This is a genomic window from Cupriavidus sp. NPDC089707 (assembly GCF_044748965.1).
In the GTDB taxonomy this organism is placed as follows: domain Bacteria; phylum Pseudomonadota; class Gammaproteobacteria; order Burkholderiales; family Burkholderiaceae; genus Cupriavidus.
This window is the reverse complement of record NZ_JBIVHB010000005.1, coordinates 1-25,037: the sequence shown is the minus strand read 5'-3', so window position 1 is coordinate 25,037 and position 25,037 is coordinate 1. Positions and strand designations below refer to the sequence as shown.

Sequence of the window (25,037 nt, the reverse complement as noted above, 5' to 3'; positions counted from 1 at the left end):
CTGACGGGTCCGTGCAGGCCCCGGCGTCACCCTCAGCCTGCGAAGACGGTCTCGGCATGCTGCTGCACCAGGCGGCCCAGCGTGGTCTGCTCCGGGCGGCGGCGCTCGTGGTGAGCAAGTGTGCCATCCGGCGGCCGCCGGGGCTGCCGATCAATGGCTTGCACCCAGGGCTCCGGGAAGATTGTGAACCGGCTTGGTCTCGAGCCTTATGCCTGTTAATCGCTCCGAGCGTCGCCTACCGATGCGTGCCTGCCTGTGGCGTCTCGTTCTTGCAAACGGTTGGCGGTTGCTTCAGGCACGACGTCGACGAGACGGGGAGCCGGGAAGCTTAGCGCCTCATGGCGATCCCCTCCGTCCATAGGCGGGCGCCGCTGGATCGCCTTCGTTGGCCTTGAACAAGTGCTTAAAGCCTCTAATGCGGGGTTGCCGGGTTCGTGTAACCAGCAAGGGTGCGACGAATTTCGCTATAACTGAGGAAGTCCGCGCAGACTGCGTTCAAGGGAGGGCGCGCCAGGGAGCTTTCCAAACGATCCAGGAGCACTGTATCGACGCCTCTTCTCGTCAGGCCACTCGAGCCCGCCTCAGTGGTAATACTCAAGGCGTGACCCTGGTCTCATAGGCGACGAGGAGTGCTCGCCCCGTTTCGTAGTAGTTCCGAATCATGCCTTTAATGGCCAGGGACTGGACTCCCCTAGTGCCGATCCACCCGGCGTGAACGCTAGAAGAGAATTGGGAATTAGTAAGGTAGCGTGGGGCTCCTTCAAACGTGATCTGGGTGCCGCCTTTGGGCCCCTTCGGGCCGTTCGGCCCTAAGAGGAAATGCAGGTACTCTCGTGGCAGGTACATGCCCTTTATCAGTTCGCTAGAGGCTGGCGTCAACCCCCTGTTCGGCACCATTTTTACCATAAAGCCATCATCGCTTAGGCGGTACTCGGCGTGTGATTGGATGGCGGAGACAGTCCGAGTCGCCTGGTAGTGTTTGTCCATTCTCGCCAGCTCGTGTGTAAGCTGCGGGTCAGGCCGATAAAGGAACAAGTTGCTCTCTTCGCGCATCAGCTTGTATTGCACAAGAACGAACAGTTCGTAAGGTTCGTTGTAGTAGATCAAGTCCACGCCAAGTGTGTGCTCGAGGTCGTTCCTGTTCGCGTAAATCACATTGAGCTTGCGGCCACCTTGCTCGAATGTGGATATCCCCGCTTCATGGATTGGAGTCATGCCCGGCCAGTTGAAGAGGTCATGCTGAATGGCAGCTTCCTCTTGTAGGTAGCGTTGCGGTATACCGGTCAAAAATGACGACCGCCCCCTCTGCAGGTTCGCTAACCTTGCGCTTGAATCGCCTTCATTGACTTCCGCAACTGAGTCTGATTTTGGCGCCCACTCGGTCAACACCCGCTCTCTAAGTTGGTTGCTTCCGGAAAAAATGTCTAGAGAAATACCCAGCGCTTCTCTTTCTTGAACAAGAATGTCAGCTGCGTCACCGTGCAGTCGGAGTCCAGAGTAGCGACGGAGTGAAAGGAGACGATCAATCTCTTCAGTCAGCTGTGGCCGCTCAATCTTGATGGCGTCGACGAGGGCGGACCATGTGGAATCTGGAATGCTTCCGCCAGTACCCTGCGATGCCTTAATGAAATACTGTCTAAGACGCTGAGTCAGCCGCGACTCAACAGCCTGAATAGGAATGTTCTTCAAATTCAGTAGGCTGGAAAACTCAACCTTCGATTTTGAAGTTACTACCTGCTTTCCCTTCTTCGCCAGAGCGATGTAGTCGATCGTTGCTTCAGAAAAACAAAGAAGAGCAATGCTGAGCTGTCCTATTTCCCAGTCATGAATGCTGAGAGCATCTGAGAAGGGCGCGTAGCTGCCTTCGGCCGTCGCCTGAAGGAGATCGCGGCGCCTCTCTTCATCGAAGTAAATTACTAAACCAGTCTTATTTGCCGGCATGTGTCAAACTGTCACGATTATTTCATTAAGCTAGCCGAACCTCGGAGCGCAGCGCACTCAAATCGCAACCATCGTTACGATTGCATTGAGCTCTTGTCCACCTTTGCCACGCCGGAGGATGTGTTCGCGGTGGTAGGCAAGATAAGCACTTTGCTTTTCGCTAAAAGGTCCCACGCCTTTTCCCGGATCGAGGCCCCACGCCATCATGACGGTAGCAATTTCTGATGCAGCGAGAAACACCTCACCACCGTCACCAAACGAAATCCAGCCTCTGTCGAAGAGTCGATCTGCGTGCGGCGCTAGCAAGAGACCGTTAGACCCATCAAGACGCTCATTGTTTGTCGCATTCGCCCAGGGCTTGATGTGGCTAGCAATGAGGAAGCGCTTATCCGCAACGTGAGTAAGGCGACATCGCGACTCCAATTGCTCCACATTAAACCGAAAAATTCCTTGACCCTTCCGCGCCTTAATGAGCTGCGACTTTTCAGTCTCCTCAATAGGCTGGCCCAAGATTTCCCGCTCCGCTTTTGCGTCATCGATTTCATGCTGGGAATCTGACAGCAATCCGGGGAGACCCGGCGTCCCTCGCTCGACCAAGGCCATGAGTAATTCACCCAGGGCATTGGATATAGATGCGAGGTAGCACGACTCGTTGCCGTGGCCGTTCACCCGTATGGGTGAGTGCTTCCCAGGCAGGAGTGGCGCAATTCGATCAATGTGTTCTTTCGGGAAAAGCGGTGCGTCTAGCCGGTTCCAGTCAATCGGTACATACCATCCGACGTTTGCCCAACTATCACCGGCAGCCCCAAATTCCGCGGGCTTTGATTTCTCCATTGCCCGCGCGGCAACAATACCTATCGCTCGTATAGCGGTGTTCGCGTAGGAGAAAACGACATCGCCGGGCGACGTTTCAGCAAGGTTGTCGTAGGTCTGATTCTTAGCGCCGTTGGCTTTTACTTTCGGAGACCAGATGTAGCCGCCTCGTAGTTCTGCCGCGAAGGTCTTCTTATGATTTACCCACCAAAATCGCATTCTTCGTTCGAAATTAGGCTCGGATCCGCGATGTCCGTCACTTATTTCTATGGCAGCTTCGGGCGGTGACGGAGACGCAGGCCGAGGAGCCAGAATTAACTCGTCCCTGTGGCAATCGCGAGTCTCGCCATCCTTCGCGGGCAGCGTCGGGATGCGCGTACCATATGTTTTCAGCAGATGGTATCGCTTTTTTCTTCAATTGGAAGCGAAATTTCAGCGGGTCGGAGAGGAAAATAGTCCTTGGTCGAGCGGTTCATCCGATCCTTTCGTTTCCTTGGCGGGCGTCCGCTGGATCGCCCTTGTAGGCAAGAACAAGTGCTTGTCGCTTACCTCGGCCGTGACGGTCCCTTAACAAATCTTGAGAATCCGCGCATTGTTCGACAGGGGCCGTCGGCGGAGACTTACGACGTCGCCAAAACAATGGTCGACCAGGTTTGACAGCCTGTGCAATGCTGCACCGACGAGCAGCGAAGCGATATCCTCTCGTCTTTCGCCTATGCACGCCCTTACGGGCGAGCCGTCGCGGGGGAGTCTTCGGATTCGCCGGTTCGTGCATTGCCGGTCTGTCAACCCTGCCTCGTGCTCGCCCACCCGGTTGACAGCGGACCGCGAGCCTCCATCACTATGACCGGAGGTTACAATGCCATCCACCACCCCAGCTCCCCAAGAGCCCACCCTTGCCCAAAAACAAGCCCAGCTAGCCGAAAACCTGGCCAAAGTCGACCGCGCCCAGTTCCGTCGCCGCGCCAAGGCCACCCCACCGCAACCCAGCAAAGCCGTCACCCTCGAGGACCGTATCCTCGAAGTCAGCGACGATCTTCTGCGCGTCAGCGCCGGTTTTCAATCCGTCCTGACCTTGCTGGATTTGCAGGCCGGCGATGTTCCTGACAGCATCGGCCTCCACGCCCTGATTTCGCCGCTCACGCGGCAGATCGACCAGTGCGCCGACCGCCTGCAGGCGCTTGTCTGACGAGGGACAGGCCCGCGCAATGCGGGCCTGAAAACAAAACGGCGCGAGCCAACTGGCCTCGCGTCGTTTGTACTGTGACATGCTGCAAGCTAAAGCCTCCGGACCGTAAGGCGCGGCTGGCTTGAACCAGAATTTCCCCAGGGGCTACAAGCGATCGAAAGCGTGGAAGATTTGCTCGAACGATTTATGCGATCGCCTATTTTCGAGTAACCGCGGAGCGCGGTGTTGGCGGCCCCGCTATCCACTTGCGAGCCCATTCGCTTCGATGGTTTCGATGGTGTCGATAACATCGATAGTGTTAGACATGGCATGGCCGCCGAGGGGCAGCCCGAACTGTTCGCCTCCGATCAGCCGGTCGGACTCCAGGTCGAACGGCATGGCTCGTAGAGTTAGCCCATGGCCGAACGCAAATGAAGGCAGTGGCGCCGGGAATTTGCGCGTGCATGGATAGATCAGCGCCATCTCGCCGCGTCCGCCAAGGTATTTGTGGCCATATGCGAACAACTGATAGAAGTCGCTCTGGGCTAGCCCGTAAAGGTTGCCGCGATCGGAACCGTCGAGCCGCTTCCACTTAGCGTCCAGCACCCATTTCCGCGACCCGTACTCGATCAGTAGATCGGGCTCAAGGCGGAAGGCATCGCCATCGAGATGCCTGCACAACGACGCGCTGGACGGCTGCGTGCGCAGCCGCGCGCCCGTTGGTAGCTGGCGCGCTAGAACCCCAGCGACATAGCGTTCGAACAGCTTCTCCATGGGGAACAGCATGCTGATGCCGTGCCACGCGCCACGCAGCGCGAGCGGCATCTGTCGGTGAAGGATCAACTCACACAGCGGTCGCAGCGGTTGATAGTGCGCCATCAAACGGTCATTGCGCCAAAGGCGGAAATCGCTATCGACGTCGCGGCTCGCCGGTATTGCATGCAACAGGCTGCGCAGTTCGCTCGCGAGCTGCCATTGCGACGGCATCTTCGTGGCACGTGCCACCTGCTCCAGGGCAAGCTTGAGCAACCTGTTCTCTGCGCGGTCTGGCAGGAAGACCTCGTGCCGGAATTGGAACACATGCGCGCGGCCCGCCGGCTGCCGCATCTGCCGCGCAATGTCGAGCTGCCCCCGAAGAAAGCGCTCCGCCGCCTCGACACGAGCGTAGTCTGACCGCACGCCCCGCTTGACCAGGTAATCGAGCGCGCTGAGGAATCGGCCCATCAGCCATTCACTGAGCGGCGCGTCAAAGCGATCGAGGCTCGCCGGACCTGCTTCGCGGGCCCGCAAGCCGGACGTGGCAGAAATCATACGCTTGAGTAACGCGCGGCTGGCGATGTCGTCGCCAGCCGCCGCATCGTCATCAACATGCTTGGGCAGGATCTCGATCGACGTGCCGCACGGCGTCTCCAGTACGCCTACGTAATTGTCGAGAGCAAGCCAGCGCCGGCCCTCCACGTGCACCAGCGACGCGCCTGCTCGTGTGAAACCCGCATTTAGGCCGCAGAGCCAGTCGAATGCCGTCGGGGAAACATACGCTCGGTCGAGGGTCGGCTCAGCGAGCGCATCGGTGGTCAGGCGGGCGTGCTCGCGGACGGTTACCCGTGTAGTCATGCGGCGCCCGCGCTGGCTGTGTCCGACGTATTCCCGGTGCCATCTGTGGCGTCATTCGCGGCACCAGTGGACCCCGATCCGATGTTCGCATCGATGATGCCCGCGTATGCGGCCGCCTTGTTGAAGGCCTCGGCATCCAGCGTCCAGCGCGCACCTTGTACATTGATGCCGACCTGCGTGCCGAACAACGCGCCGACGTCCAGGTCCGGCGCCACGACGAACCGGAGACCTTTGCCCTTGCGGTGATCGTTCAGCACCCATTGGATTCGCTGCCAGTCCTCAAAGAAATACTCCTGCAGCAGTGGCACGATCTTGTTGCGGAAGATCCGCGCCAGGACGGGCAGGTCAGGCTCCGCTTTGAGCGGCATGAAGTACGCATGCCCGATCGCATGGTCGCGGTCCAGCAGCACCTCAATGCGCGTATTGATCACCGACAGCAGCTGCGCAATATCGATGCCGGCGACGGCGACGCCTTGGAGCAAGGACGCCTTGGGCGGCATATCTGTGAACGAAAAGCGCCTGCGCAGCGCGATATCGAGCCCCGTCAGCGACCGGTCGGCCGTGTTCATCGTGCCAATGATGTGCAGATTGGACGGAACCGCGAAGGACTCCTTCGAGTACGGCAGAGTGACGCTCAGCGCTTCGGGCATGCCCGCTCGGCGAGCGGGCTCGATCAATGTGATTAGTTCGCCGAAGATGCGAGAGACGTTGCCGCGGTTGATCTCATCAATAATGAGGACGAAAGGTTTTCGGTCTTTCATGGTGGGCAGTGCCTGCGCCGAATCACGCAGCCCACACTCCTTCTTGAGGTACGCGAGCATGCCTTTGACGTACGATGTGTTGTAAATACCTGTTTCATCACCGGTACGGTATAGCTGTCGAACCATGTCCATATTGCCCGTGTAGCCCACCTTTAGATCCTGGCTGCTTTCGGGGAAGATACTAAATGTGGACCCGCTGTCATACATGACCGCAAATTGCTTACCCCGGCTGGTGGGCATGGAGATTTTTCCGTTACCTGCTTCCAGCTTCTCCTTCAGCACCGCAAGCGCCTTGTCAAACGGATCGTCGCTCGCTGGAACGCCTTGCGCCGCGCGGTCGCACAACCGCTTGAACACACCGGGCTCCACCACATACTCGATCTGCCCATCCTTGGTCGTGGCGCGCAGCCCTTCTACAAAGTCCTCATAACTGAAGCTCTGATGGAAAGTGGTAAAGACTATCTGTCCGTTCGCTACAAAATTCGCGAACGCCGCCGTGAGTTCTTCGCGGCTGGGACGGCTGTGGAAAAGCGCGGGATCGAGAATGCGCAGCGCCTCATCGACAGTGCGGTGTGTCTTGCCCGTGCCGGGAGGGCCAAACAAAATCAGGTTTTGAGGGCCAGATTCGGCGGAATCGAGCGAGATACTGGCAGATTCCGGGCCGGCTAGCAGCTCATCCGCTTCGGCGTCCTCAGGCTGGAAATCGCTTGGAGCGAGGCCGGGGTCTTTGTACTGCGGGAGGTGATCCTTGATGAAATCCGTGAGGTGTTGCTCGGCACCATCGAGCCACTCGTCGAGTGCGTCGTCGCCGGGAGATGTCTGAGCATTGATGCTGTGCCGCTCGCCCCCCGCAAATCTCCGATTCAATGACAGCGAAGGCACGTTTTGCTCGACGTACAGGTACATCGCCGGAACCCCCCTGCTCTTTCCTTTCTTCTTCGCACCGATCCGGATGTCGATGTAGTTTTTGTCCCTGCCGCCCGTAGTCCAGTGATCGGCCCGGGGAAATCGGTTGCGAATCTTCTCCAATGCACGCCATGCCCATTCGCGTCCAGTTTCTTCGGATATGCGGCTTTCGAAGAGGGTTCGAGCGTCCTCGTTTAGATAGGCTTGTTTGTTGATGGACATAGTTATGGTGCGCGTATTAGCGGTAAGTGCTCTGATTTGGGGAATTAGCTGAATACTATATGAATAAGGAGGCAGGTCAATTTCCGTACACGTTGCCTCCGACGTTTCGGGGCGGCACGGAGGGCGGGCCGGGCGGTGCCCGGCATAACGTCGCCGTCCACCGGCGACTATCAGCAGCTTGTGGGCGGCGACGTTCGACTATCGGCAGCCAGCATGCCGCGTGAAGCCAACCTGCCCCGGCTTACGGTTCGCCGCGAACCCATTCTCCGCCAGCGTTTCATCCGCGCTGTCATAGAACGTACCGATCTTGTAGATCTCGCGCGCTTCCTTCCCGTTGGCCACGTCGCGGCCAAACTCGCGTGACATGCGCACGAGCTGCTCGATCTACTCCACGGTGCCCATCTTGCGGTCGCGGCGCTGGGTCCAGATGTTGTCCTCGATGCCGCAACGGCAGGCCCATGGCGATGGCCATCATGTTCAGCGGCAGCACGTTGAGCATGGAGGTTTCCAGCGTCAGCACCGAGCCGTTGGGGCAGGCACGCACGAAGTTGGCCAGGTTGTAGAGGTTGGGCGCTTCAAAGCCGCCGCCAATGGCCACCCAGGTCAGGAGCAGCGGCACATTGCAGGTGCCCTTGCGCATCATGCGCTCCACCGTTTTCAGTTGGGCGATGGTGGCGAGCTGGAAGTGGGTCTGGATGCCGTTGCTGCTGAGGCGGTGGATGTGTTCTTCCACCCATTCCGGCCCGGCGGGAATGGTCATCTCGCGATAGGCGCGGTAGTTCGCCGGCTCGGCCAGCGAGGTGCCGGCCACGTCGGCCGCGCACATCTGCTCGACCACGTTCATCTGGTTGGTGTTGATGGCGATCGTCACCTGGTCCGGCGTCGGCTTCAGCTCCGCCAGCATGTGGCAGGTATCGTCCGACAGCCACCTGGCGACGTCGCCTTCGTTCTCGGGCGCAAACGAGATCGAGCCGCCCACCTGCAGGATCATGTCCGGCACGCGGGCGCGGATGCCGGCCAGCAGTTCGTTGAACTTGGACAAGCGCTTGGAGCCCTTGCCATCGGCTTCACGCACATGCACGTGCAGCACGGTAGCGCCGGCGTTGTAGCAGTCCACGGCCTTCTGGATCTGTGCCTCCATCGTCACCGGAATGTCTTCCGGGAAGTCGGCAGGCATCCATTCCGGACCGTAAGGCGCGGCGGTAATGACCAGCTTCTGCTGGTTCTCGGGGAACAGCGAACCGTCGATGAAATCCATCTTTGTCTCCTGCGGATATGTGGTTCAGGCCAGTGCGGTTTCGGGGGTGCGGGCGTTGAGGTCGCGCTCGCCGATGCCAAAGGGCTTGTCGCCGATGATGCCGGCGCGCTCCATCTTGCGGTGGCAGGGCGCGTAGTCCATCACCGCGTAGTGCTGGGTGCTGCGGTTGTCCCAGATGGCCATGCTGTTGGGCTTCCAGCGCCAGCGGACCTGGTACTCGGGAATGAACGCCTGCGACACCAGGTAACGCAGCAGGTCAGCGCCGCCAGGGTTGTAGTCCTGGCCGTAACGCACGTGTGCCGCGGTGTGGAAATTGGTGAAGTGCGTGGTGAACGCGTTGACGAACAGGACCTTTTCACCGGTCTCGGGGTGGACGCGCACCACCGGGTGTTCCGGGTCCGGGTACTGCTCCTTCAGCGCCAGGCGCCGTTCGATCGGCATGGCGGCGCCAAAGCTTGCCTCGATGCTGTGGCGGGCACGCAGGCCGGCGATCTCCGTCTTCACATGCGCGGGCAGGTTCTCGTAGGCGAGCACCATGTTCGCCCACATGGTGTCGGCCCCGACTGCCGGGCCTTCCAGGCAGCGCAGCACGCAACCCATGGGCGGCGCTTCACGCCAGGTCGCATCGGTATGCCAGACGTTCTCGTAGTGATCCATCGGCTGGTCCGGGCGCTTGTAGATCTGCACCAGGCCAGGGTATTGCGGATGGCTGCCGGCGACCGGGTGATCTTCCAGCTTGCCGAAGCGCTCGGCAAAGGCGACGTGCTCGGCGCGGGAAATGTCCTGGTCACGCAGGAACAGCACCTTGTGCTGCAGCAGCGCGGCGCGGATCTCGGCGAACAGGCCGTCGAAACGGCACGAGGCAACCGGTATCGCGCCGACCTGGCTCTGACACTGCGGAGTGCCACAAGCTGAAGCCCTAGTACTCCCTGAAGACCCAACTACTGATTGCCGCGAAGTACTCACGCAGCCACGCATTGAAGCGAAGGTACAAAGGCGTCCCGGCACCCACGCCGAAGGCCTCGCTGAACCCTGCCTTCCGCGCAATTCCCACCGCCCGCCGCACGTGGAAATCGCTGGTCACCACCACAATCGTCTTCCCGGCATCGACGCCTTGCCCCTCCAGCAACTGACGGCTGAACACCAGGTTCTCCTCGGTACTCGTACTCCGCCCCTCGCGAATCACCCTGTCCGCCGCCACCCCACGCGATACGAGGTAGTCCGCCATGATGTCCGCCTCAACACACCGCAGCCCGAAGTCCTGTCCGCCACTCACAACCAACTTGGCCTCCGGCCATCGCTGCGCCTGCATCAACCCTTGATCCAGCCGCGCAATCAATGTCGGCGATGCCTCGCAGTTAGGCGTACCTGACCCAAGGATGACGATCGCCTTCACTGAAGTCCCTGCCGGCACGGGGACGCCCATGCCGCTGCGGATGTCATAAAAGAACGCCCCGACAGTCACCAGCCACACAGCAAACGCAATCCAGCCCGCGCGCCAAAGCACCTGGCGCCGGCGATCTGACTTCCGCCACCGAGCCACCCCATCCCAGCACAGGGCGAGCAACAGGAACGCGATCCCAATAGATCCCGGCAACACAATGCCGAAGTTGAATAGCCCCATTCCCATCAGTGCGACGGCGTCGCCAAGCAGGACGGCGCCAACCAGCGCCAGGGCGAGGCGTCTCCAGCGCGCGCTTCGTTTCACTGCGGGGTTCTCCAGATAGTTGATTGGCAGATTATCCGACGGCATATTCATGCATCAGGGGTTGCTCCGCGCTGGCTGCCTTCCAAATGCCGGTAGCTATCAACGCCTGGGTCTCCGCGACCAATTCCGTGATAACGGCGCGGACTGCCGGATCTGCCATGCGTGCGCGCCGCTGTCCCAGGCATACGGCGCGCGTAATAGGTGGGTCGATCATGCACGCCGCCAGCGTCCCTTGCTGGATCTCCCGTGTCACGGCACTCTTGGCGAGAACGCTGAACATGCGACCGGTTTCCACCAGTCGTATCAGCCGTTGGCCGGCGTCTATTTCAACGCGAACGTCGAGTGACACGTTCTCTCGTGCGGCATGGGCCTCCAGGGTTGACCGAATGGCATGCAGACGCGACGGCATCACGAGGGGATACCTGTCCAACGTCCTTGCCTGCACCGTGCTTGCGTCTGGTAGCGACCCTGGCCGGCCTACCAGTTGCATGTCCTCGCTGGCGATGGGCTCGCATCGCACTTCCGGCGTCGCTGTCCGGTCAAACACCACCGCCAGATCAAGCTGCCCTTCTGATAGCCAATTCCACAGGTACCCGGAGAACGTTTCTACCAGGCGCAGGCGAATTTTCGGGTAGCGCATGGAGATGCGTTCTACCAGAGGCAGGGCGAGTACGGCGGCAGATGAGGAAGGCAGACCCAGGGAAACGTCGCCGCCAGGGTCGGCTGTGCACTCCTGCAGCTCCTGGAACGTGGACTCGACGAGATTCACAACCTCGTAGGCGCGCCTCAGGAGGCGTTGTCCCGCTTCGGTCGGCTTGACCCCGCGAATTCCTCGCGTCAGCAACACCGTCCCCAGCACATCCTCCAGCCTGCTCACGGTGACGGTCAATGCCGGCTGGGCAATCCCAAGCCTGCGCGCGGCGGCCGTGATGCTGCCCTCTTCGCAAATTGCGATAAAGGCGATCAGGCGAGGGATGTCCAGTTTGCGGGCGTTCTGCATAGGTTGCCATAGTACGAACTTATGCCCTCCAACAAAACAGATATTGGACGGCATTGACGATGAGCAACAGACTACGGACCCGGAAGCCGCTACGTCATGCGGCCGAGGTCATGAACAGACGGAGGAGGACATCGTGCTACCAGATCATGTTTCCCAGTCAGCCGCAGAGATCTCCCGGGTCTCTGCGGCCGAGCCGACCGTGGCACCCACGTCTGCGCTGCGTGCGCAATGGTGGCGCCTGCTGGATCGCCGGATTGGCGTTGTACCGTTGCCGGTATATCTCGCGCTGCTCCCAATCGTGGTGGGATTTGCCACCATTGGCCAGGTGCCATCGGATCTCACGATGGCGATCGCCGTATTGTCGCTGGGTGGGTTCTTCTTCATGGAACTCGGTCGCCGTGTGCCGATGCTCAGCCTGATGGGCGGCGCCGCGATTCTTGCGTTTGTCGTGCCATCGGCGATGACCTACTACGGCCTGATTCCGCCTTCGCTGGCGCTATCGATCAAGGAGTTCGTCAAGGCGTCCAATTTCCTTTATCTCTATGTCGCGGCCATCATTGTCGGCAGCATTGTGAGCATGGACCGGGAGGTGCTTCTTGGTGGCTTCCTGAAGATCTTTGTGCCGCTGACAGTCAGCTCGGTCGTCGCGGGTGCCGTCGGGACACTGACCGGCATGGCGATGGGGCTGGATGCTTACCGGGCATTCTTTTTTGTCGTCGTCCCCATCATGGCCGGCGGACTTGGCGAAGGCGCCATCCCGCTTTCAATGGGTTACGCGATGATTACGGGACAGCAACAATCGGAGTTGTTCGCGCAGATCATTCCGGTGGTCATGCTTGGCAGCTTTACCGCAGTGTTGCTGTGCGGGCTGCTCAATGTACTGGGCAAACGCTTTCCGCACCTCACAGGAGAAGGTGTGCTGCAGCGGGGCCCGCAAACTACGGCGAGCGGGAAGGCGGCGTCCGCGTCCGCAACGGCTCCGGCGTTCGATCCGGTCAGTCTTGCCGGAGCCATGGTGACTATCGTCGTGTTCTATCTGATCGGCGTATTGGTCCAGCGGGTTCTGGATTTTCCGGCGCCGATCACCATGCTATTCCTGATCGTCGCGGCCAAGCTTGGTCGTGCCATCTCGCCCGCGCTGGAGCAAGGCGGAAAAGGCGTGTATCAGTTTTTCTCCGGCATCGTCACCTGGCCGTTACTCTTTGCGCTGGGCGTCGCACTGACGCCGTGGCGCGAGTTTGTGAGTGCGTTCACGGTGCCCACCGTCGTCACGGTGTTTGCCACGGTCGGGTCGATGATTGCCAGCGGGTTCTTTGTGGCGCGCTTCGTGGCTATGTATCCCATCGATGTGGCCGTCGTGACCGGTTGCCACAGCGGCCAGGGAGGCGCCGGAGACATCGCCATTCTCACTGCGGCAAACAGAATGCAGCTGATGCCGTTTGCGCAGATTGCGACCCGCATCGGCGGCGCCATTACCGTAACGTTGGCTCTGATTGCAATTCGCCATGTCTACTGATTCCCCGATCGATGCAACAAGACCCATCGCGCTCAGGGCAGTGCGCGGCTTTCATGTCGGCGGACGGCCAGTCGATCTGGTCGACCTGCCGCATCGGCAGCTTGCCACGGTTCCGGGCGTCCAGCCACGCGTCTCCAACCCGAACGGGCGTTATCAGGTGGGACAGCTCTATGTCCAACAATTCGCCCTGGCTGCGCCCACGGCCAGGTATCCGCTGCTGATGTGGCATGGTGGCGGCATGACCGGTGCCACCTGGGAATGCACACCGGATGGTCGTCCGGGTTGGCATGACTATTTCATGCGCAAGGGTTACGACACCTTTGTGAGCGACGCGGTGGAGCGTGGCAGGGCTTCCTGGGCGCCTGCGTGCCTGGTCTCGGAAATTCCGGAGCACCGAACGCTGGAGCAGGCATGGGACATCTTTCGCTTTGGCCCGGTGGAGGGATATGACGCTGCGAATGGGAAGCGCCAGGCCTTCCAGGGACAGCGGTTTCCCGTACACGCGCTGGACGAACTCGCCAAGCAGTTCGTGGCGCGATGGACCAGCACAGGCGGCATGGCGTTGGACGCCTATGTGGAACTGATACGACGGGTTGGCCCGTGCACGATTCTCGCGCACAGCGAAGGCGGACGCCTGGCTCAGCATGCCGCCCTGTCGGTGCCCGAACTGGTAAAGGGACTGATCCTCGTTGAACCTGCCGGTGCGCCATCGGCAGCAGTGGCGGATGCAAGCCGACTGCGCGGCATTCCTCACTGTGTGTTTTGGGGAGACTATATTCCGCAGAACTCGTTATGGACGATATATCGCCGGCAGGTAGACGAGTGGTTGTCGGCCGTGCAGCAAGCGGGGGCGGGCGTTACTGAATTTGACTTGCCAGCCATGGGCATCCGCGGGAATTCGCATCTGCCGATGATGGACAACAACAACTTGCATATTGCCGAGCGCGTCCACGAGTGGGTCAGTCGTGCGGTGGAAGGCGGCGGCCGGATGACTTTGCCGCGTGGAGTGAAAGGCCATCCTTGAGGTCGCATGTTCGCAGGTGCAGTTGGGGGCAGGACTGAGGCGTTGCCGCCAAAACCAGCGCAGCACCTATCAACAGATGGAGCGAGGCGGTGACCGCTATGAGCTAGCGGGCACGACAAACTCAGGGCAACAGCGCATTCATGTTCCTCAAGGGCAGACACGGCACCGTCATGGAAGTAGGCCTTGCCGCGCTCGAACGTCCTGGCGTCAAGATTCGCGAGCATGAGAATTTCAGCGAGTTCTGCCGGTGTGGACATGGAAACATGACGCTCTGTTGAGGACATGTCGAGACGGGCTGCGGATCGGCACGATGATACCTGCCGAGCGCGGCGGATGCGGGTCACGTTTAGGCTGACCTAAAGGTGTGAAGAATGTCGGCGTCGAGGAGGCGATTGCTCCGGTGAAAGACGGCCAGCCCTCGCTCACGCGCCATTGGACAACGCTGCAGCGCTTAGCGCCAAATCATTCGCGATTTTGGGATTTCTCTTATAGAAATCCGGTGTTTGCCGGGTAGCCTGAAAGGCTACCCCGCGTCATGCGCTGGTTGGTTTCGAGCTTTGCGCGGGCCCACGACTTTCGTTGGAGCGCTGCCAATGGGCAACCGACTGCCGCTGCCGTCCTTCCGTACTGTCACCCTGCGTGGTGATGACCTGCCCGAGATCCTCGGCCAGGCCGCCCTGACCGTCGCACGCGTGCAAGGCACCGAAGGCCTGAACGACCTGTTCTCCTATACGATCGATCTCAAGACGCCCGACGAGCGCTGGGGACTGGTCGGCCCAGCCGCCAATCTTGACCTGCCGGCGCTGCAGGGCAAGGAACTGACGCTGGAGATCGAACTCGATGGCAGCGGCACCGGACTGACCGGAAATCTTGGCGCTGGCACGCGCGAAATCACGGGCATTGTGACCGAGGTCATGGGCCCCGTTGCGGAGGGACGCCACTTTATCTATCGGGTCACGCTCCAACCCTGGCTGTTCCTGGCCACGCTCACCAGCGACTTCAAGATCTTCCAGCAGAAGACCGCGGTCGAGATTCTCGATGCGCTGCTGGCGGACTACAACTTCCCGGTCGAGAAGCGGTTGGACGTGGCCCGCTATCCCAGCCGCGAATATCAGGTCCAGTACGGCGAGACGGATTTTGGGTTCTTCCAGCGCCTGACCCAGGAATGGGGCATCTCGTGGTTCTTCGAGCATTCGGGTGGCCACCACCGGCTGGTGTTGACCGATGGCAATGGCGCCTTCCGCCGCTTTGCCAGCCCGGCATACCACGTGCTCTCCTGGCGGCCGACCTCGGACCGGGCCGACGCCGAGCACCTGTACGATTTCCATGTGCAGGACCAGCTGGTGTCGGGCAGTTGGACCAGCACGGACTACGATTTCGTCAAGCCGCGCGCCGATCTGACCGTGGCCACTGACGATCCACGTGCCACCGCCCACGCCAACGGCGAGATCCGCGAATACCCCGGCGATCACGCCCAGCCCGCCACCGGCAACGATCCGTGGAAAGAAGGCGACTTGCTGTCGCGCATCCGCATGGAGACAATCCGCCAGCATGGCAGCCGGGTCTATGGGGGCGGCAACGTGCGCGCCGTGGTGCCGGGCTGTACCTTCACCCTCAAGGGCTTTGCGCAGGCTGAGGCCAACCGCGAATACCTGGTGTTTCACACTACCCTGACGCTCGAGGAAGTGGGCGAGGCCTCCGGCCAGGGGCAGGCCTGGCGCTGCGAGGTCGCGTTCCAGGCCCAGTCCACGGCGGAGATCTTCCGGCCCGAACGCACCCAGCCCAAACCGCACACCTGCGGGCCGCAAACGGCGACCGTGGTCGGACCGGAAAACCAGGAAATCTGGGTGGATGAGTTCGGCCGCATCAAGGTCCAGTTCCACTGGGACCGGACTGGCCAGCGCAATGCCAATAGTTCATGCTGGGTGCGCGTCGCACAGGCCTGGCAAGGCGACCAGTTCGGGGCGAGCCACCTGCCGCGCATCGGCCAGGAGGTGATTGTCAATTTCACGCACGGCGACCCCGACTGCCCGATCGTCATCGGCCGGGTGCCGAACCGGGTCAACATGCCGCAGTGGAACCTGCCGGACCAGCACGCGCTGTCGGGCTTTCGCAGCAAGGAGCTGTTTGGCGAGCGCCACAACACCTTCCTGCAGGATGACACCGAGGCTCAGATCCAGACGCAGATCGGCAGCGACCACCAGGCCACGATGCTCAGCCTGGGCTACATCGTGCGCGTGCCCGATCACGAGGGTCGGCGCGAGAAGCGTGGCGAGGGGTTCGAGCTGCGCACCGATGGCTGGGGCGCGCTACGCGGGGGCGCCGGGCTGCTGCTGACCGCTGAGGTCCGATCCGACGCCGTCAGCTACCACAAGGACATCTCGGAGACCGTACAGCGGCTGGCCCGCGCGCACGACATCCACCACGAACTGGGCGACGCGGCCGAGCACCTGCGCGCCCAGGAGGGGCAACAACTGGACGTGGTGCGGGCGCTGCAGGCCCAGCACGACACCCTGAAAGGTCGCGGCGAACAAGGGGAATTTGCTGCCCCGCACCTGGTGCTAGCCGCCCCGGCAGGCATTGCGGCCACCGCGGCGCAGGACATTCACCTGCACAGCGAACACCATACCGGCCTGACCACCGGCCAACACCTGTCGATCGCCACCGGCAAGAGCTGGCTGGCCAGTGCCATGGACAAGATCGTGCTGTTCGCTCGCAAGAGCGGCATGCGGCTGTTCGCGGCCAAGGGCAAGGTCGAGATCCAGGCGCAGAGCGATGACATCGAGATCATTGCGCAGAAGGTGCTCAGGGTGATCAGCACCATGGAGCGGATAGAGATCACCGCCGCCAGGGAGGTCCTGGTCAATGGTGGCGGCAGTTATGTGCGGCTCAATGCCGACGGCATCGAGCATGGCACTTCGGGCACCTGGAAGGCGCATGCGGCCAGCCATGCCATGCCGGGGCCCAAGTCGCTGGCCATCCCCCAATTCAGCATGCCGCACGACGTCTGCCTGGAGTGCATGCAGCTGGCCGCCCGCCAAGGCGCCGCACTGAGCCAGGCGCAGAGGGGAGGCTGATGGCCGAAGCTTCCGCCTGTTTCAGACAGCGCGCGCGATGCCGCCGGTCAAGACAGCGCTGGCTGGGTCTTGTCTTGTTCCTGTTGCAGGGTGCTTGCGCTCAGCAGCCTCTGGCGCCGGTGCTTTGCCACGATTGTGTGGTGATGTCCGCCAAGGCTGGCATTGCCGTGGTTTCCATGGGATCCAAATGACAGAGTTCGAGCGTGCCAGGACCGTTGGACGGGATTCGTGGTTTTTTGCAGTGGCTCCGGCTTTGGCACAAGTGCCAGCCGAAATCCTCGCCGAATGGGAGCGCCGGCACGCGCTGGCGCCCGACTTGCACCTGTACGCACTGGTAGACCGCCTGCTCGTGCCGGACATTGTGGAATTGTGCAGCGCCCACGGCTCGCCCGCGCCGCTCTCGGTTTATGCCGGTCAGCCTGGCTATGACAGCGGGCGCGACTGGTCGCCCTGTCTGCTCCTCCTGTCAGTAGATCCGGACGGACTGACTCAGCAGGTGCGGACGCTGGTCTCCGATTGCAGCGGCATCCCGGCACTGGGCTTCGTGACAAGCCGGCACGCGATCGACGTGATCAAGGCCCAACTCCTGCGCCTGACCGGCATCACCGACGGCCAGGGCAAACGCTGGCTCCTGCGCTTTGCCGATACCAGGGTCTGGCCGCCGGCGCCGGGATGGCTCACGGCCGAGCAGCAGGCCCATGCTTTCGCTGGTATCGATGCCTGGATGGTGGTGGAGCGCCATGGCGATCTGCAGACCCTTGAGGGCAGCCCGAACGCAACGCCGGCGGCGCCCGGCGATATGGCCAAGGACTTCCGCGTCACCGAACGTCAGCTCATCCACCTGATCGACTGTGGCGAGGCCGACATGCATCTGAGCCGGATGGCCGAGAACCCCTATCACGCGCAGCTGGCGCGTACGCCCATCGAGCAGTACGACGTCGTCCGCCAGGCGCTGGCGACGCTGGACCGGTTGGGCATCGGCGAACAGCAGCAGCGCTTTGTCTACGCCCGCTTTGCGGTGCGCCATGCCGGTGATTGCGAACAGGATCCGGCGGTCCAGCAGGCGCTACTCGCGGCCAGCCGCAAGGAGGCGCTGCTGTCCGATCTGTTGAAGGCCCTGCGGCGTCGAATCCCTCTCCCCTAACCAAGGAAAACGACGCCATGTTTCGACGACTCAGCCTGCTGTTCGCCATGCTGGCCCTCACGCCGCTCTCGGCCTGCGCCAGCGGTGGCCTGTCCACCCGCGATGACGACAAGTCCTATATCAACGTCTCGCGGGGACCGGTCAACCATACCGACCAGTTCCTCTATGGCTTCTATGTCAACGGCGCCTTCGGCGCCAATGCGCGTGCCTACGGCTGGGATATCGCCGGCACCTGCTGCGTGCGCCTGCCCCGCGTCTGGCGCCCGGGTCTGACGGTCGATATCGAGTACGACCTGACGCTGAATGACGGCAGCGAGCATAACTGGAAGACCAAAAAGGGCGTGCCAGTCGAGCCCTACATGAAGCCTGGCAGCGTGTATGTGCACTTCTTCCCCAACGATGTGATCCGCGTGGTCGTGTCGAACTGGGATCCCAACGGCGAGGGGCACCCGATCCCCTTCCGGTGAATCCGAACAAGCAGCGCAGGAGCGATCGCCCATGAGCCAACCTGTCCAGACCCCGAGCTTGCGCACGCAGTACGCGCCAGCCGCCGACTACTGCCGGCTGACACCTGACGATCAGGATCACCAGATAACGGCGCTGCGGCGCTGAATCCCTTCCCCCCTTTTTTCAAGGAAAACGACGCCATGTTTCGACGACTCAGCCTGTTGATCGCCATGCTGGCCCTCGCGCTGCTCTCGGCCTGCGCCAGCGGCGGACTGTCCACCCGCGATGACGACAAGTCCTATATCAACGTCTCGCTGGGCGCAGCCAACCACACCGGCCAGTATCTCTACGGATTCACCGTCAATGGCGCATTCGGAGCCAATGTGCGCGAGTACGGTGCTGCCGGCCCAGGCACCTGCTGCGTGCGCCTGCCCCGCGTCTGGCGCCCGGGTCTGACGGTCGATATCGAGTACGACCTGTTGATCAACGACGGAAGGGACGACAACTGGAAGACCAAAAAGGGCGTGCCGGTCGAGCCCTACACCAAGCCTGGCAGCGTGTATGTGCACTTCTTCCCCAACGACGTGATCCGCGTGGTCGTGTCGAACTGGTATCCCAACGGCGAGGGGCACCCGATCCCCTTCCCGGTAAACCCGAACAAGCAGCGCAGGAGCGATCGCCCATGAGCCAGCCCGTCCACACCCCGAGCCTGCGCACACAATACGCGCCAGCCGCCGACTACTGCCGACTCACTCCGGAAGAGGAAGATGACCAGATCGACAACTGGCCGTCCTGCCTCCTCCGCGAGAACGGCACCGCTACGAACTGTCACTATGTGGTCAAGGTGGGTCTGTTCTTCGACGGCACGAACAACAATATGAAGCGGGACTACTATGGCATGCCGCCAGAGAAGCGCTGCCACAGCAATATCGTCCGATTGTATTTTGCCCATCCTGATGTCGAGGACAACAATCAGCGGGGCAGCTTCCAGTACTTCCGCTTCTATATGCCCGGGGTCGGCACGCCCTTCCCCGAAATCGGCGAGGACAAGGAAACGCAAGACGGCAAGGCCTTCGCCAAGGGCGGTCAGGCGCGCATCCTGTGGGCCGTGCTGCAGGTCTACAACGCGGTGCACGCAACCGTCTACAAAGGCCTGCCGATGCTAGACGAAGAAGAAATGAAGACCCTAATTCAGGACTATGAGAACAAGGTCTACCATCAGCAGCGGCCGAACCCCGAAGACCCGCCGCTGCGGCGGCGCGACTGGTTCCAGCCCCTGACCGACCGGCTCTCGCAAAAGCTGCGCGAGCGCCTGCTGGCCAGACAGCTGCCGAGCGTGCCGCTGGTCAGCCTGTCGGTGTTCGGCTTCTCGCGCGGCGCGGTCGAGGCGCGGGCCTTCTGCTACTGGTATCAGGACGTGCTGCAGGATGGCCGCTTCCTTGGCACGATCGACACGGAGATCAAGTTCCTCGGCCTGTTTGATTCCGTCGCATCCGTGGGGCCGCCCGCGTCGATGCATGAGCAGTTTGGCCTCTGGATGCTCAGCGGCCATTCGGCATGGGCCGCCGAGATCCTGCAGCCGCTGCCGGCCCTGGTACGGAAGACGGTGCACCTGATGGCCGCGCACGAGGTGCGCATGAACTTCCCACTCACGCGCGTGACGGGGAGCAATGTCGAGGAATGGCTGTTCCCCGGCGTGCATTCGGATGTAGGCGGCGGATATGTGCCGGGGGCGCAGGGGCGTTCCCGCGGCGGCCACGCCTCGCTGCTGTCGCAGATCCCGCTGCTGCATATGTATCGGGCCGCCTTGACGCACGGCGTGCCGTTCGTTCGCTTTGAGAAGATGGCGGAGCGGGTGCGTCGCGACTTCGAAGTGTCGCCGCAGCTGATGTCGGCCTTCAATCTCTATCTGCAGTGCCTGAAGGCCGGCGAGGCGACCGACTACCGCACGCTGGTGTGCAAGCACATGCTGCTCTACTACCGCTGGCGCGCGCGCATGATGCAATACCGTGGCCCGGCCATCTCGGCGTACGCCACCGATCCGCAGGACAAGCAGGACCTGGAAGAGTCGGACACGCGCATGCGCTGGGACCTGCAGTTGCTGGAGCTGCGCGCCGTGCCCAACGCCATGCGCAACGAGCGCGGCGGGCTGGCGCTCTCGCCGCAGGAACGCGCGGGCGCTAACCAGTATCCGGTGACCCTGGCAGAACTGGGCTATCCGCTCACACCCTGGGAGCACTGGGTGCTAAAGATTTTCAATGCCCCCCTCGAGACACGCCAGTTTCCGCACTGGAGCGAGGACGTCTTGCTGGCCGACTACGTGCATGACTCGTTCGCGGGCTTCTACCTGGCTGGCGCCATGACGGAATTCGACCGCGAGGAGGAGTTCCACAGGATGTGCGAGGCGCTGGCCGAAGGCGAGCGCCTCAACAGCTTCCAGCAGCGCCTGTATAACGTGAACCCCTATTGGGCCGATGCCCAAGCGCAGGCCATTCGAGATGGGAAGAAGCCACCTAAGCCAGACAAGCCTCTAGTCTTCCCGGTGATGACCGATGACGATGCGCCGGCGCTGCGGGTCGCCGCAGTTAGGCTTGCCACCAATACCCGGCGCGAGGGCGGGGGGTATTTCAGGCAGCGGTGGGTGTTCATGAAGAAAGTGGAATCGGACGGCTGGGAAAACGAAGCAGAACGGACAACCCCAGCGACAGAATAGCACTGGCCCCGCTACTGCTTTTCTCCTTCCCGGGTACTTCATTGCAGATCGCCAGCCACGCGCGAGTTCGGCCCGAGCGCACCCACCCCAAACCGCACACCTGCGGGCCGCAAACGGCGACCGTGGTCGGGCCGGAAAACCAGGAAATCTGGGTGGATGAGTTCGGCCGCATCAAGGTCCAGTTCCACTGGGACCGGATCGGCCAGCGCAATGCCAATAGTTCATGCTGGGTGCGCGTCGCACAGGCCTGGCAAGGCGATCAGTTCGGGGCGAGCCACCTGCCGCGCATCGGCCAGGAGGTGATTGTCAATTTCACGCACGGCGACCCCGACTGCCCGATCGTCACCGGCCGGGTGCCGAACCGGGTCAACATGCCGCAGTGGACCCTGCCGGACCAGCACGCGCTGTCGGGCTTTCGCAGCAAGGAGCTGTTTGGCGAGCGCCACAACACCTTCCTGCAGGATGACACCGAGGCTCAGATCCAGACGCAGATCGGCAGCGACCACCAGGCCACGATGCTCAGCCTGGGCTACATCGTGCGCGTGCCCGATCACGAGGGTCGGCGCGAGAAGCGCGGCGAGGGGGTCGAACTGCGCACCGATGGCTGGGGCGCGGTACGCGGGGGCGCCGGGCTGTTGCGCAGAGGTGCCAACGTTCGTTTCGATTCACTTCACTCCGCTTCTGGACAAGCTCGCAGTCGAAGAGCTGGAGGGGCTGCTGCAATTGAAGGTGGGCAGTTACCGGTTCGTTGATGGGGAGGTGATTTCCTATAACCGCTTCCCGGCTGATCCGCTCACGCCGTTTGCGGAGCCCTACCGTTACCAAGCGCTGGAGGTGCCGGGCAGCAAATTCCCGGTAAAGGTACAGCTCGACTATATCCGGCCGGGGGCTCAGCCCCCGGAACAGGGTGGTCTGACCTCGACGGTGCTGGCGGAGGTACGCATCAATCGCGATTATCCGGTGCTCACCCAGGAAGAACGCAAGGCGCGGGCACGCGAGATGCCGGTGTCGCTGCGTCAGCGCTACGGCCCGTTGCCGATGAGCGGCGATATGTGCCATCAGGCGGGCAAGTACGTGCCAGTGTTTCCAGATGGGCGGCACTACTCGTGGACCGGCGTTCACGTTGCCCGCCAATATGGCATTCCCCGATGTGCCGGTCAGGGATGAGAAGACTGGTCAAGACGGCTGGGAGCAGGCGTGGCGGGTCCGCGTCGAGTGACGTTCTACTTTTGGCGAAACGCCTCTAACGCGCGGCAAAAGCGTGATCCATCTGGCGCGCCCCGCTTGACCTGCGGCTGGCGTACAACGCTCTGAACCCGGGCGTGCCGCTCTTCGGAGATGCCTTCTATGACGCCGAATTGCAGGCGGCGCGGCAGTTTGCTTACGACTTGCTGCAGACCGTTGGCGCTGGAGGCGTTTCCATCAATGTCGACACCATGGGGAACATCAAGCGGACACGACAAACTCAGGACAATGTGGCGAGCAACTTGATGAAGTTGCGCTTCGCGCGATAGGTAGCGCGGATCTCCTCCAGTTCTCTGCTGAACTCGGCGCGCTCGCCCAGCTTTGCCCGCAGGTTTTCGATGGCCCGCACGATTTCAAATGCCTCGTCATAGCGAGCACTACCCGCGCCGCTCTGGACTGCGACCGGCAGCAGCCGCTGATAGAGGGTAATCGCGTCGCGGGGATGCGTTTTGCCGCGGGCGGCTGCCATCCGGGGCCACAGTTGCGTCGCCACCGCGCCGCCGACAAAGGCGTCCCAGGCGAGGTCGTCCATTTTTTCGGAGAGGAAAAGCTTGACCAGTTCGCTGCGCGTTGGCGTCTGCCAGGATTTGCGCTTCGATTTTGCGGTCGACTCCTCCTCTTTGACAAGCGCCCAAAAGAGCTTGAGTGCCCGCTCCCGGGTCTCGTCATGCAGACCGACGGCCGTAGCAACCTTCATCAAGGCGGGGAACGTGTCGGCCGTCGGATGCATCTCGAAGCGACGCCATGCGAATGTAGAGGCCTGTTCGGATTCGCCGCGATGCAGATATGCGTCGATGCAAAAGTCGAGCAGGCGCGAGTCGGCATTACTGCCCGATTTACGAAGACCTTTCTCGGCCCATGCGAGTCCCTCGTCTGGACGACCGTGCTTCACGCAAAGTTCTGCGACCTGAAGAAAGCGGTACGGACTAGACAGGTCCTTGGCGCAAATTTGGATCAGTGCATCAATGTCGCCGTCAAGCTCCGCCAGGGCTCGCATTGCGTTCTCGAGGGTCAGGCGGTGCGGCTGGAACGACGGACCACGCTCATTGCCCGGGGGTAGCGGAGCAAGGGCTTCCCAGGCTTCGCTGACGAGTTGACGGTAGCGACGCAACCCGCTCTTGCCCAGAGGTTCTGCATAAGCGGGCAAGACATCGTAGAAAGTATCCCATTGTCCTTCCGTCTGCAGGCGGAAAAGCCGCTCGGCAAGCTTCACGGGGTCGGGGCGGGTCTGCTTGCATGCGTCGAGATGGACAGACGCCAGCTCCACGATGCCAGGCATCACCCCGCCGCTGGAATCGTCAATCTGCTCAAGGCTTTCTTCCGCGCCGGCAATTGCCAGTTCGGCGAGTTCGACCACTTGCGCGGCATGCGGCCCGGCAAGCCTCTGGCGCAACATCTCAGCCAGCGACCATAGGCCGTTGCCGTATTCGTCAGCCTCCGTCCAGTCCAACGGCCGGGAGATGCGCGTGAACTGCCGCACGGCAGTTCTCATGCCTGGCAAATCGGTCGCCTGCGCCGAGCGCGCGGCGAATAGCAGCTTGTCGCGTAACGTCCGGTCAAGTTCGACGGCTTCCAGCAGCAGCTCCTGAAGCGCGTCCTTGTCCAGCGTCGCCACGTATTCGCGAATGACATCCCCGTAGGTCTTTCGCTTCTTGCGTGGTTTCCCCTGGGTGGTCTCGTCTGCATGGAACACCTCTTCGCCAGAGTTTTCGAGCCAGGCGAGTGAAACGGCTACCGCGTGCTTGCAGAAAATGCCTTGATCGCCCACCGGACAGCTGCAGGCGTAGGCGAGTGCGCCATCGCCAGCGACGGCCAGTTCGACACGGTAACGGTGCGTTCCGCGTACGCTGGCGCGAACCGCGCCTTCGCGTTCCTCAAGGCGGGACACGACACCTTCATGGAAGTACGCCTTGCCGCGCTCGAACGTCCTGGCGTCGGTCTGCGCCAGGACTTCGGCGAGTGTGAGAATTTCAGCGAGTTCTGCGGGTGCGGACATGGAAACATGACGCCCTGTTGAGGACATGTCGAGACGGACTGCGGATCGGCACGATGATACCTGTCCGAGCGCTGCGGACGCGGTCACGTTGAGGCTGATCTACAGGTTTGGAGGATGCCGGCGTCGAGGAGGCGATTGCTCCGGTGAAAGTCGGCCAGCCCTCGCTCACGCGCCATTGGACAGCGCTGCAGCGCTTAGCGCCAAATCATTCGCGATTTTAGGATCTCTCTTATAGAAATCCGGAGTTTGCCGGGTAGCCTGAAAGGCTACTCCGCGTCATGCGTTGATTGGTATGGAGCTTTGCGCGGGCCCCCGACTTTCGTTGGAGCGCTGCAGCTCGCAGCCATGCGTCAGCGCTTTACCGACGATCTGAAATCGAGAATTGCGTCATGACTACCAATCAGGAACTCACCCCCGCCGAGAAGGTACGGGTCGCGCTGACCAACGTTACCCACGAGCCAAAGATCGAGGGTTGCGTGGACTG

18 protein-coding genes and 2 pseudogenes are annotated in these 25,037 nt (G+C 61.7%); 10 read left to right on the top strand and 10 right to left on the bottom strand.

The annotated features are described in order from the left end of the window. Positions 1-32: 32 nt before the first annotated feature. The 3 genes from ACIP1U_RS10280 to ACIP1U_RS10270 all read right to left on the bottom strand — a co-directional run bounded on the left by ACIP1U_RS10280 (position 33) and on the right by ACIP1U_RS10270 (position 2,973). A complete protein-coding gene (locus tag ACIP1U_RS10280; protein ID WP_400314440.1) occupies positions 33-164 on the bottom strand; it encodes a hypothetical protein in 132 nt (43 codons plus the stop codon). Between the two features lie 430 nt (positions 165-594). After that, the gene (locus ACIP1U_RS10275; RefSeq protein WP_400314438.1) at positions 595-1,941 is read right to left on the bottom strand and encodes a hypothetical protein; all 1,347 of its coding nucleotides are present in this window, start codon (positions 1,939-1,941) and stop codon (positions 595-597) included. Between the two features lie 57 nt (positions 1,942-1,998). After that, a complete protein-coding gene (locus ACIP1U_RS10270; RefSeq protein ID WP_400314436.1) occupies positions 1,999-2,973 on the bottom strand; it encodes an HNH endonuclease in 975 nt (324 codons plus the stop codon). A gap of 640 nt (positions 2,974-3,613) precedes the next feature. Between ACIP1U_RS10270 and ACIP1U_RS10265 the strand changes: the two genes are divergently transcribed. Further along, the gene (locus ACIP1U_RS10265) at positions 3,614-3,943 is read left to right on the top strand and encodes a DUF1484 family protein (protein ID WP_400314435.1); all 330 of its coding nucleotides are present in this window, start codon (positions 3,614-3,616) and stop codon (positions 3,941-3,943) included. A gap of 237 nt (positions 3,944-4,180) precedes the next feature. On the opposite strand, the gene ACIP1U_RS10260 is transcribed toward ACIP1U_RS10265, so the two are convergent. The 6 genes and pseudogenes from ACIP1U_RS10260 to ACIP1U_RS10235 all read right to left on the bottom strand — a co-directional run bounded on the left by ACIP1U_RS10260 (position 4,181) and on the right by ACIP1U_RS10235 (position 11,391). After that, positions 4,181-5,536 (bottom strand): McrC family protein, encoded by a 1,356-nt coding sequence (locus ACIP1U_RS10260; protein WP_400314433.1) that lies wholly within the window; start codon positions 5,534-5,536, stop codon positions 4,181-4,183. Continuing rightward, positions 5,533-7,425 carry an McrB family protein gene (locus ACIP1U_RS10255; protein ID WP_400314431.1) on the bottom strand — a complete coding sequence of 631 codons (1,893 nt, stop codon included), beginning with the start codon at positions 7,423-7,425 and terminating at the stop codon, positions 5,533-5,535. Before ACIP1U_RS10255 ends, ACIP1U_RS10260 begins: the two co-directional genes overlap by 4 nt. Before the next feature lie 198 nt (positions 7,426-7,623). After that, positions 7,624-8,683 (bottom strand): annotated as a pseudogene (locus ACIP1U_RS10250) (3-keto-5-aminohexanoate cleavage protein). A gap of 24 nt (positions 8,684-8,707) precedes the next feature. Beyond that, positions 8,708-9,532, bottom strand: a pseudogene (locus ACIP1U_RS10245) (TauD/TfdA dioxygenase family protein); the annotation flags it as partial. Positions 9,533-9,602: 70 nt separating this feature from the next. Continuing rightward, positions 9,603-10,442 carry an ElyC/SanA/YdcF family protein gene (locus ACIP1U_RS10240; protein WP_400314430.1) on the bottom strand — a complete coding sequence of 280 codons (840 nt, stop codon included), beginning with the start codon at positions 10,440-10,442 and terminating at the stop codon, positions 9,603-9,605. Further along, positions 10,423-11,391, bottom strand: coding sequence for a LysR family transcriptional regulator (locus tag ACIP1U_RS10235; RefSeq protein ID WP_400314428.1), 969 nt, complete (start codon positions 11,389-11,391; stop codon positions 10,423-10,425). The genes ACIP1U_RS10240 and ACIP1U_RS10235 overlap by 20 nt, the downstream gene beginning before the upstream one ends. Positions 11,392-11,524: 133 nt before the next feature. On the opposite strand from ACIP1U_RS10235, the gene ACIP1U_RS10230 reads away from it, so the two are divergent. The 9 genes from ACIP1U_RS10230 to ACIP1U_RS10190 all read left to right on the top strand — a co-directional run bounded on the left by ACIP1U_RS10230 (position 11,525) and on the right by ACIP1U_RS10190 (position 22,479). Next, a complete protein-coding gene (locus tag ACIP1U_RS10230; protein ID WP_400314427.1) occupies positions 11,525-12,907 on the top strand; it encodes a 2-hydroxycarboxylate transporter family protein in 1,383 nt (460 codons plus the stop codon). Further along, positions 12,897-13,931 carry an esterase gene (locus tag ACIP1U_RS10225; RefSeq protein WP_400314426.1) on the top strand — a complete coding sequence of 345 codons (1,035 nt, stop codon included), beginning with the start codon at positions 12,897-12,899 and terminating at the stop codon, positions 13,929-13,931. The genes ACIP1U_RS10230 and ACIP1U_RS10225 overlap by 11 nt, the downstream gene beginning before the upstream one ends. 593 nt (positions 13,932-14,524) lie before the next feature. Continuing rightward, positions 14,525-17,008, top strand: a complete 2,484-nt coding sequence (locus ACIP1U_RS10220; RefSeq protein WP_400314425.1) for a type VI secretion system Vgr family protein — start codon at positions 14,525-14,527, stop codon at positions 17,006-17,008. A 187-nt stretch (positions 17,009-17,195) separates the two neighbouring features. After that, positions 17,196-18,152, top strand: a complete 957-nt coding sequence (locus ACIP1U_RS10215) for a DUF4123 domain-containing protein (protein WP_400314423.1) — start codon at positions 17,196-17,198, stop codon at positions 18,150-18,152. 17 nt (positions 18,153-18,169) lie between these two features. Next, positions 18,170-18,619 carry a DUF3304 domain-containing protein gene (locus tag ACIP1U_RS10210; RefSeq protein WP_400314422.1) on the top strand — a complete coding sequence of 150 codons (450 nt, stop codon included), beginning with the start codon at positions 18,170-18,172 and terminating at the stop codon, positions 18,617-18,619. A gap of 180 nt (positions 18,620-18,799) precedes the next feature. Beyond that, positions 18,800-19,285: a DUF3304 domain-containing protein gene (locus ACIP1U_RS10205; RefSeq protein WP_400314421.1), complete on the top strand. Its 486-nt coding sequence runs from the start codon at positions 18,800-18,802 to the stop codon at positions 19,283-19,285. After that, positions 19,282-21,312: a T6SS phospholipase effector Tle1-like catalytic domain-containing protein gene (locus tag ACIP1U_RS10200; RefSeq protein WP_400314420.1), complete on the top strand. Its 2,031-nt coding sequence runs from the start codon at positions 19,282-19,284 to the stop codon at positions 21,310-21,312. Before ACIP1U_RS10205 ends, ACIP1U_RS10200 begins: the two co-directional genes overlap by 4 nt. Before the next feature lie 41 nt (positions 21,313-21,353). Continuing rightward, entirely contained in the window at positions 21,354-22,064 is a 711-nt protein-coding gene (locus ACIP1U_RS10195) for a type VI secretion system Vgr family protein (RefSeq protein ID WP_400314418.1), read from the top strand. Next, positions 22,036-22,479: a hypothetical protein gene (locus ACIP1U_RS10190; RefSeq protein ID WP_400314417.1), complete on the top strand. Its 444-nt coding sequence runs from the start codon at positions 22,036-22,038 to the stop codon at positions 22,477-22,479. The genes ACIP1U_RS10195 and ACIP1U_RS10190 overlap by 29 nt, the downstream gene beginning before the upstream one ends. 298 nt (positions 22,480-22,777) lie before the next feature. Here ACIP1U_RS10190 and ACIP1U_RS10185 read toward each other — a convergent pair whose 3' ends face one another. Beyond that, positions 22,778-24,553, bottom strand: a complete 1,776-nt coding sequence (locus ACIP1U_RS10185) for an SWIM zinc finger domain-containing protein (RefSeq protein ID WP_400314416.1) — start codon at positions 24,551-24,553, stop codon at positions 22,778-22,780. Positions 24,554-25,037: the final 484 nt, after the last annotated feature.

Coding starts and splice junctions, on each gene's coding strand:
- ACIP1U_RS10275 (WP_400314438.1), bottom strand. CDS start 1,941: ATGCCGGCAAATAAGACTGGTTTAGTAATTTACTTCGATGAAGAGAGG.
- ACIP1U_RS10270 (WP_400314436.1), bottom strand. CDS start 2,973: ATGCGATTTTGGTGGGTAAATCATAAGAAGACCTTCGCGGCAGAACTA.
- ACIP1U_RS10265 (WP_400314435.1), top strand. CDS start 3,614: ATGCCATCCACCACCCCAGCTCCCCAAGAGCCCACCCTTGCCCAAAAA.
- ACIP1U_RS10260 (WP_400314433.1), bottom strand. CDS start 5,536: ATGACTACACGGGTAACCGTCCGCGAGCACGCCCGCCTGACCACCGAT.
- ACIP1U_RS10255 (WP_400314431.1), bottom strand. CDS start 7,425: ATGTCCATCAACAAACAAGCCTATCTAAACGAGGACGCTCGAACCCTC.
- ACIP1U_RS10240 (WP_400314430.1), bottom strand. CDS start 10,442: ATGAATATGCCGTCGGATAATCTGCCAATCAACTATCTGGAGAACCCC.
- ACIP1U_RS10235 (WP_400314428.1), bottom strand. CDS start 11,391: ATGCAGAACGCCCGCAAACTGGACATCCCTCGCCTGATCGCCTTTATC.
- ACIP1U_RS10225 (WP_400314426.1), top strand. CDS start 12,897: ATGTCTACTGATTCCCCGATCGATGCAACAAGACCCATCGCGCTCAGG.
- ACIP1U_RS10220 (WP_400314425.1), top strand. CDS start 14,525: ATGGGCAACCGACTGCCGCTGCCGTCCTTCCGTACTGTCACCCTGCGT.
- ACIP1U_RS10215 (WP_400314423.1), top strand. CDS start 17,196: ATGACAGAGTTCGAGCGTGCCAGGACCGTTGGACGGGATTCGTGGTTT.
- ACIP1U_RS10210 (WP_400314422.1), top strand. CDS start 18,170: ATGTTTCGACGACTCAGCCTGCTGTTCGCCATGCTGGCCCTCACGCCG.
- ACIP1U_RS10205 (WP_400314421.1), top strand. CDS start 18,800: ATGTTTCGACGACTCAGCCTGTTGATCGCCATGCTGGCCCTCGCGCTG.
- ACIP1U_RS10200 (WP_400314420.1), top strand. CDS start 19,282: ATGAGCCAGCCCGTCCACACCCCGAGCCTGCGCACACAATACGCGCCA.
- ACIP1U_RS10185 (WP_400314416.1), bottom strand. CDS start 24,553: ATGTCCGCACCCGCAGAACTCGCTGAAATTCTCACACTCGCCGAAGTC.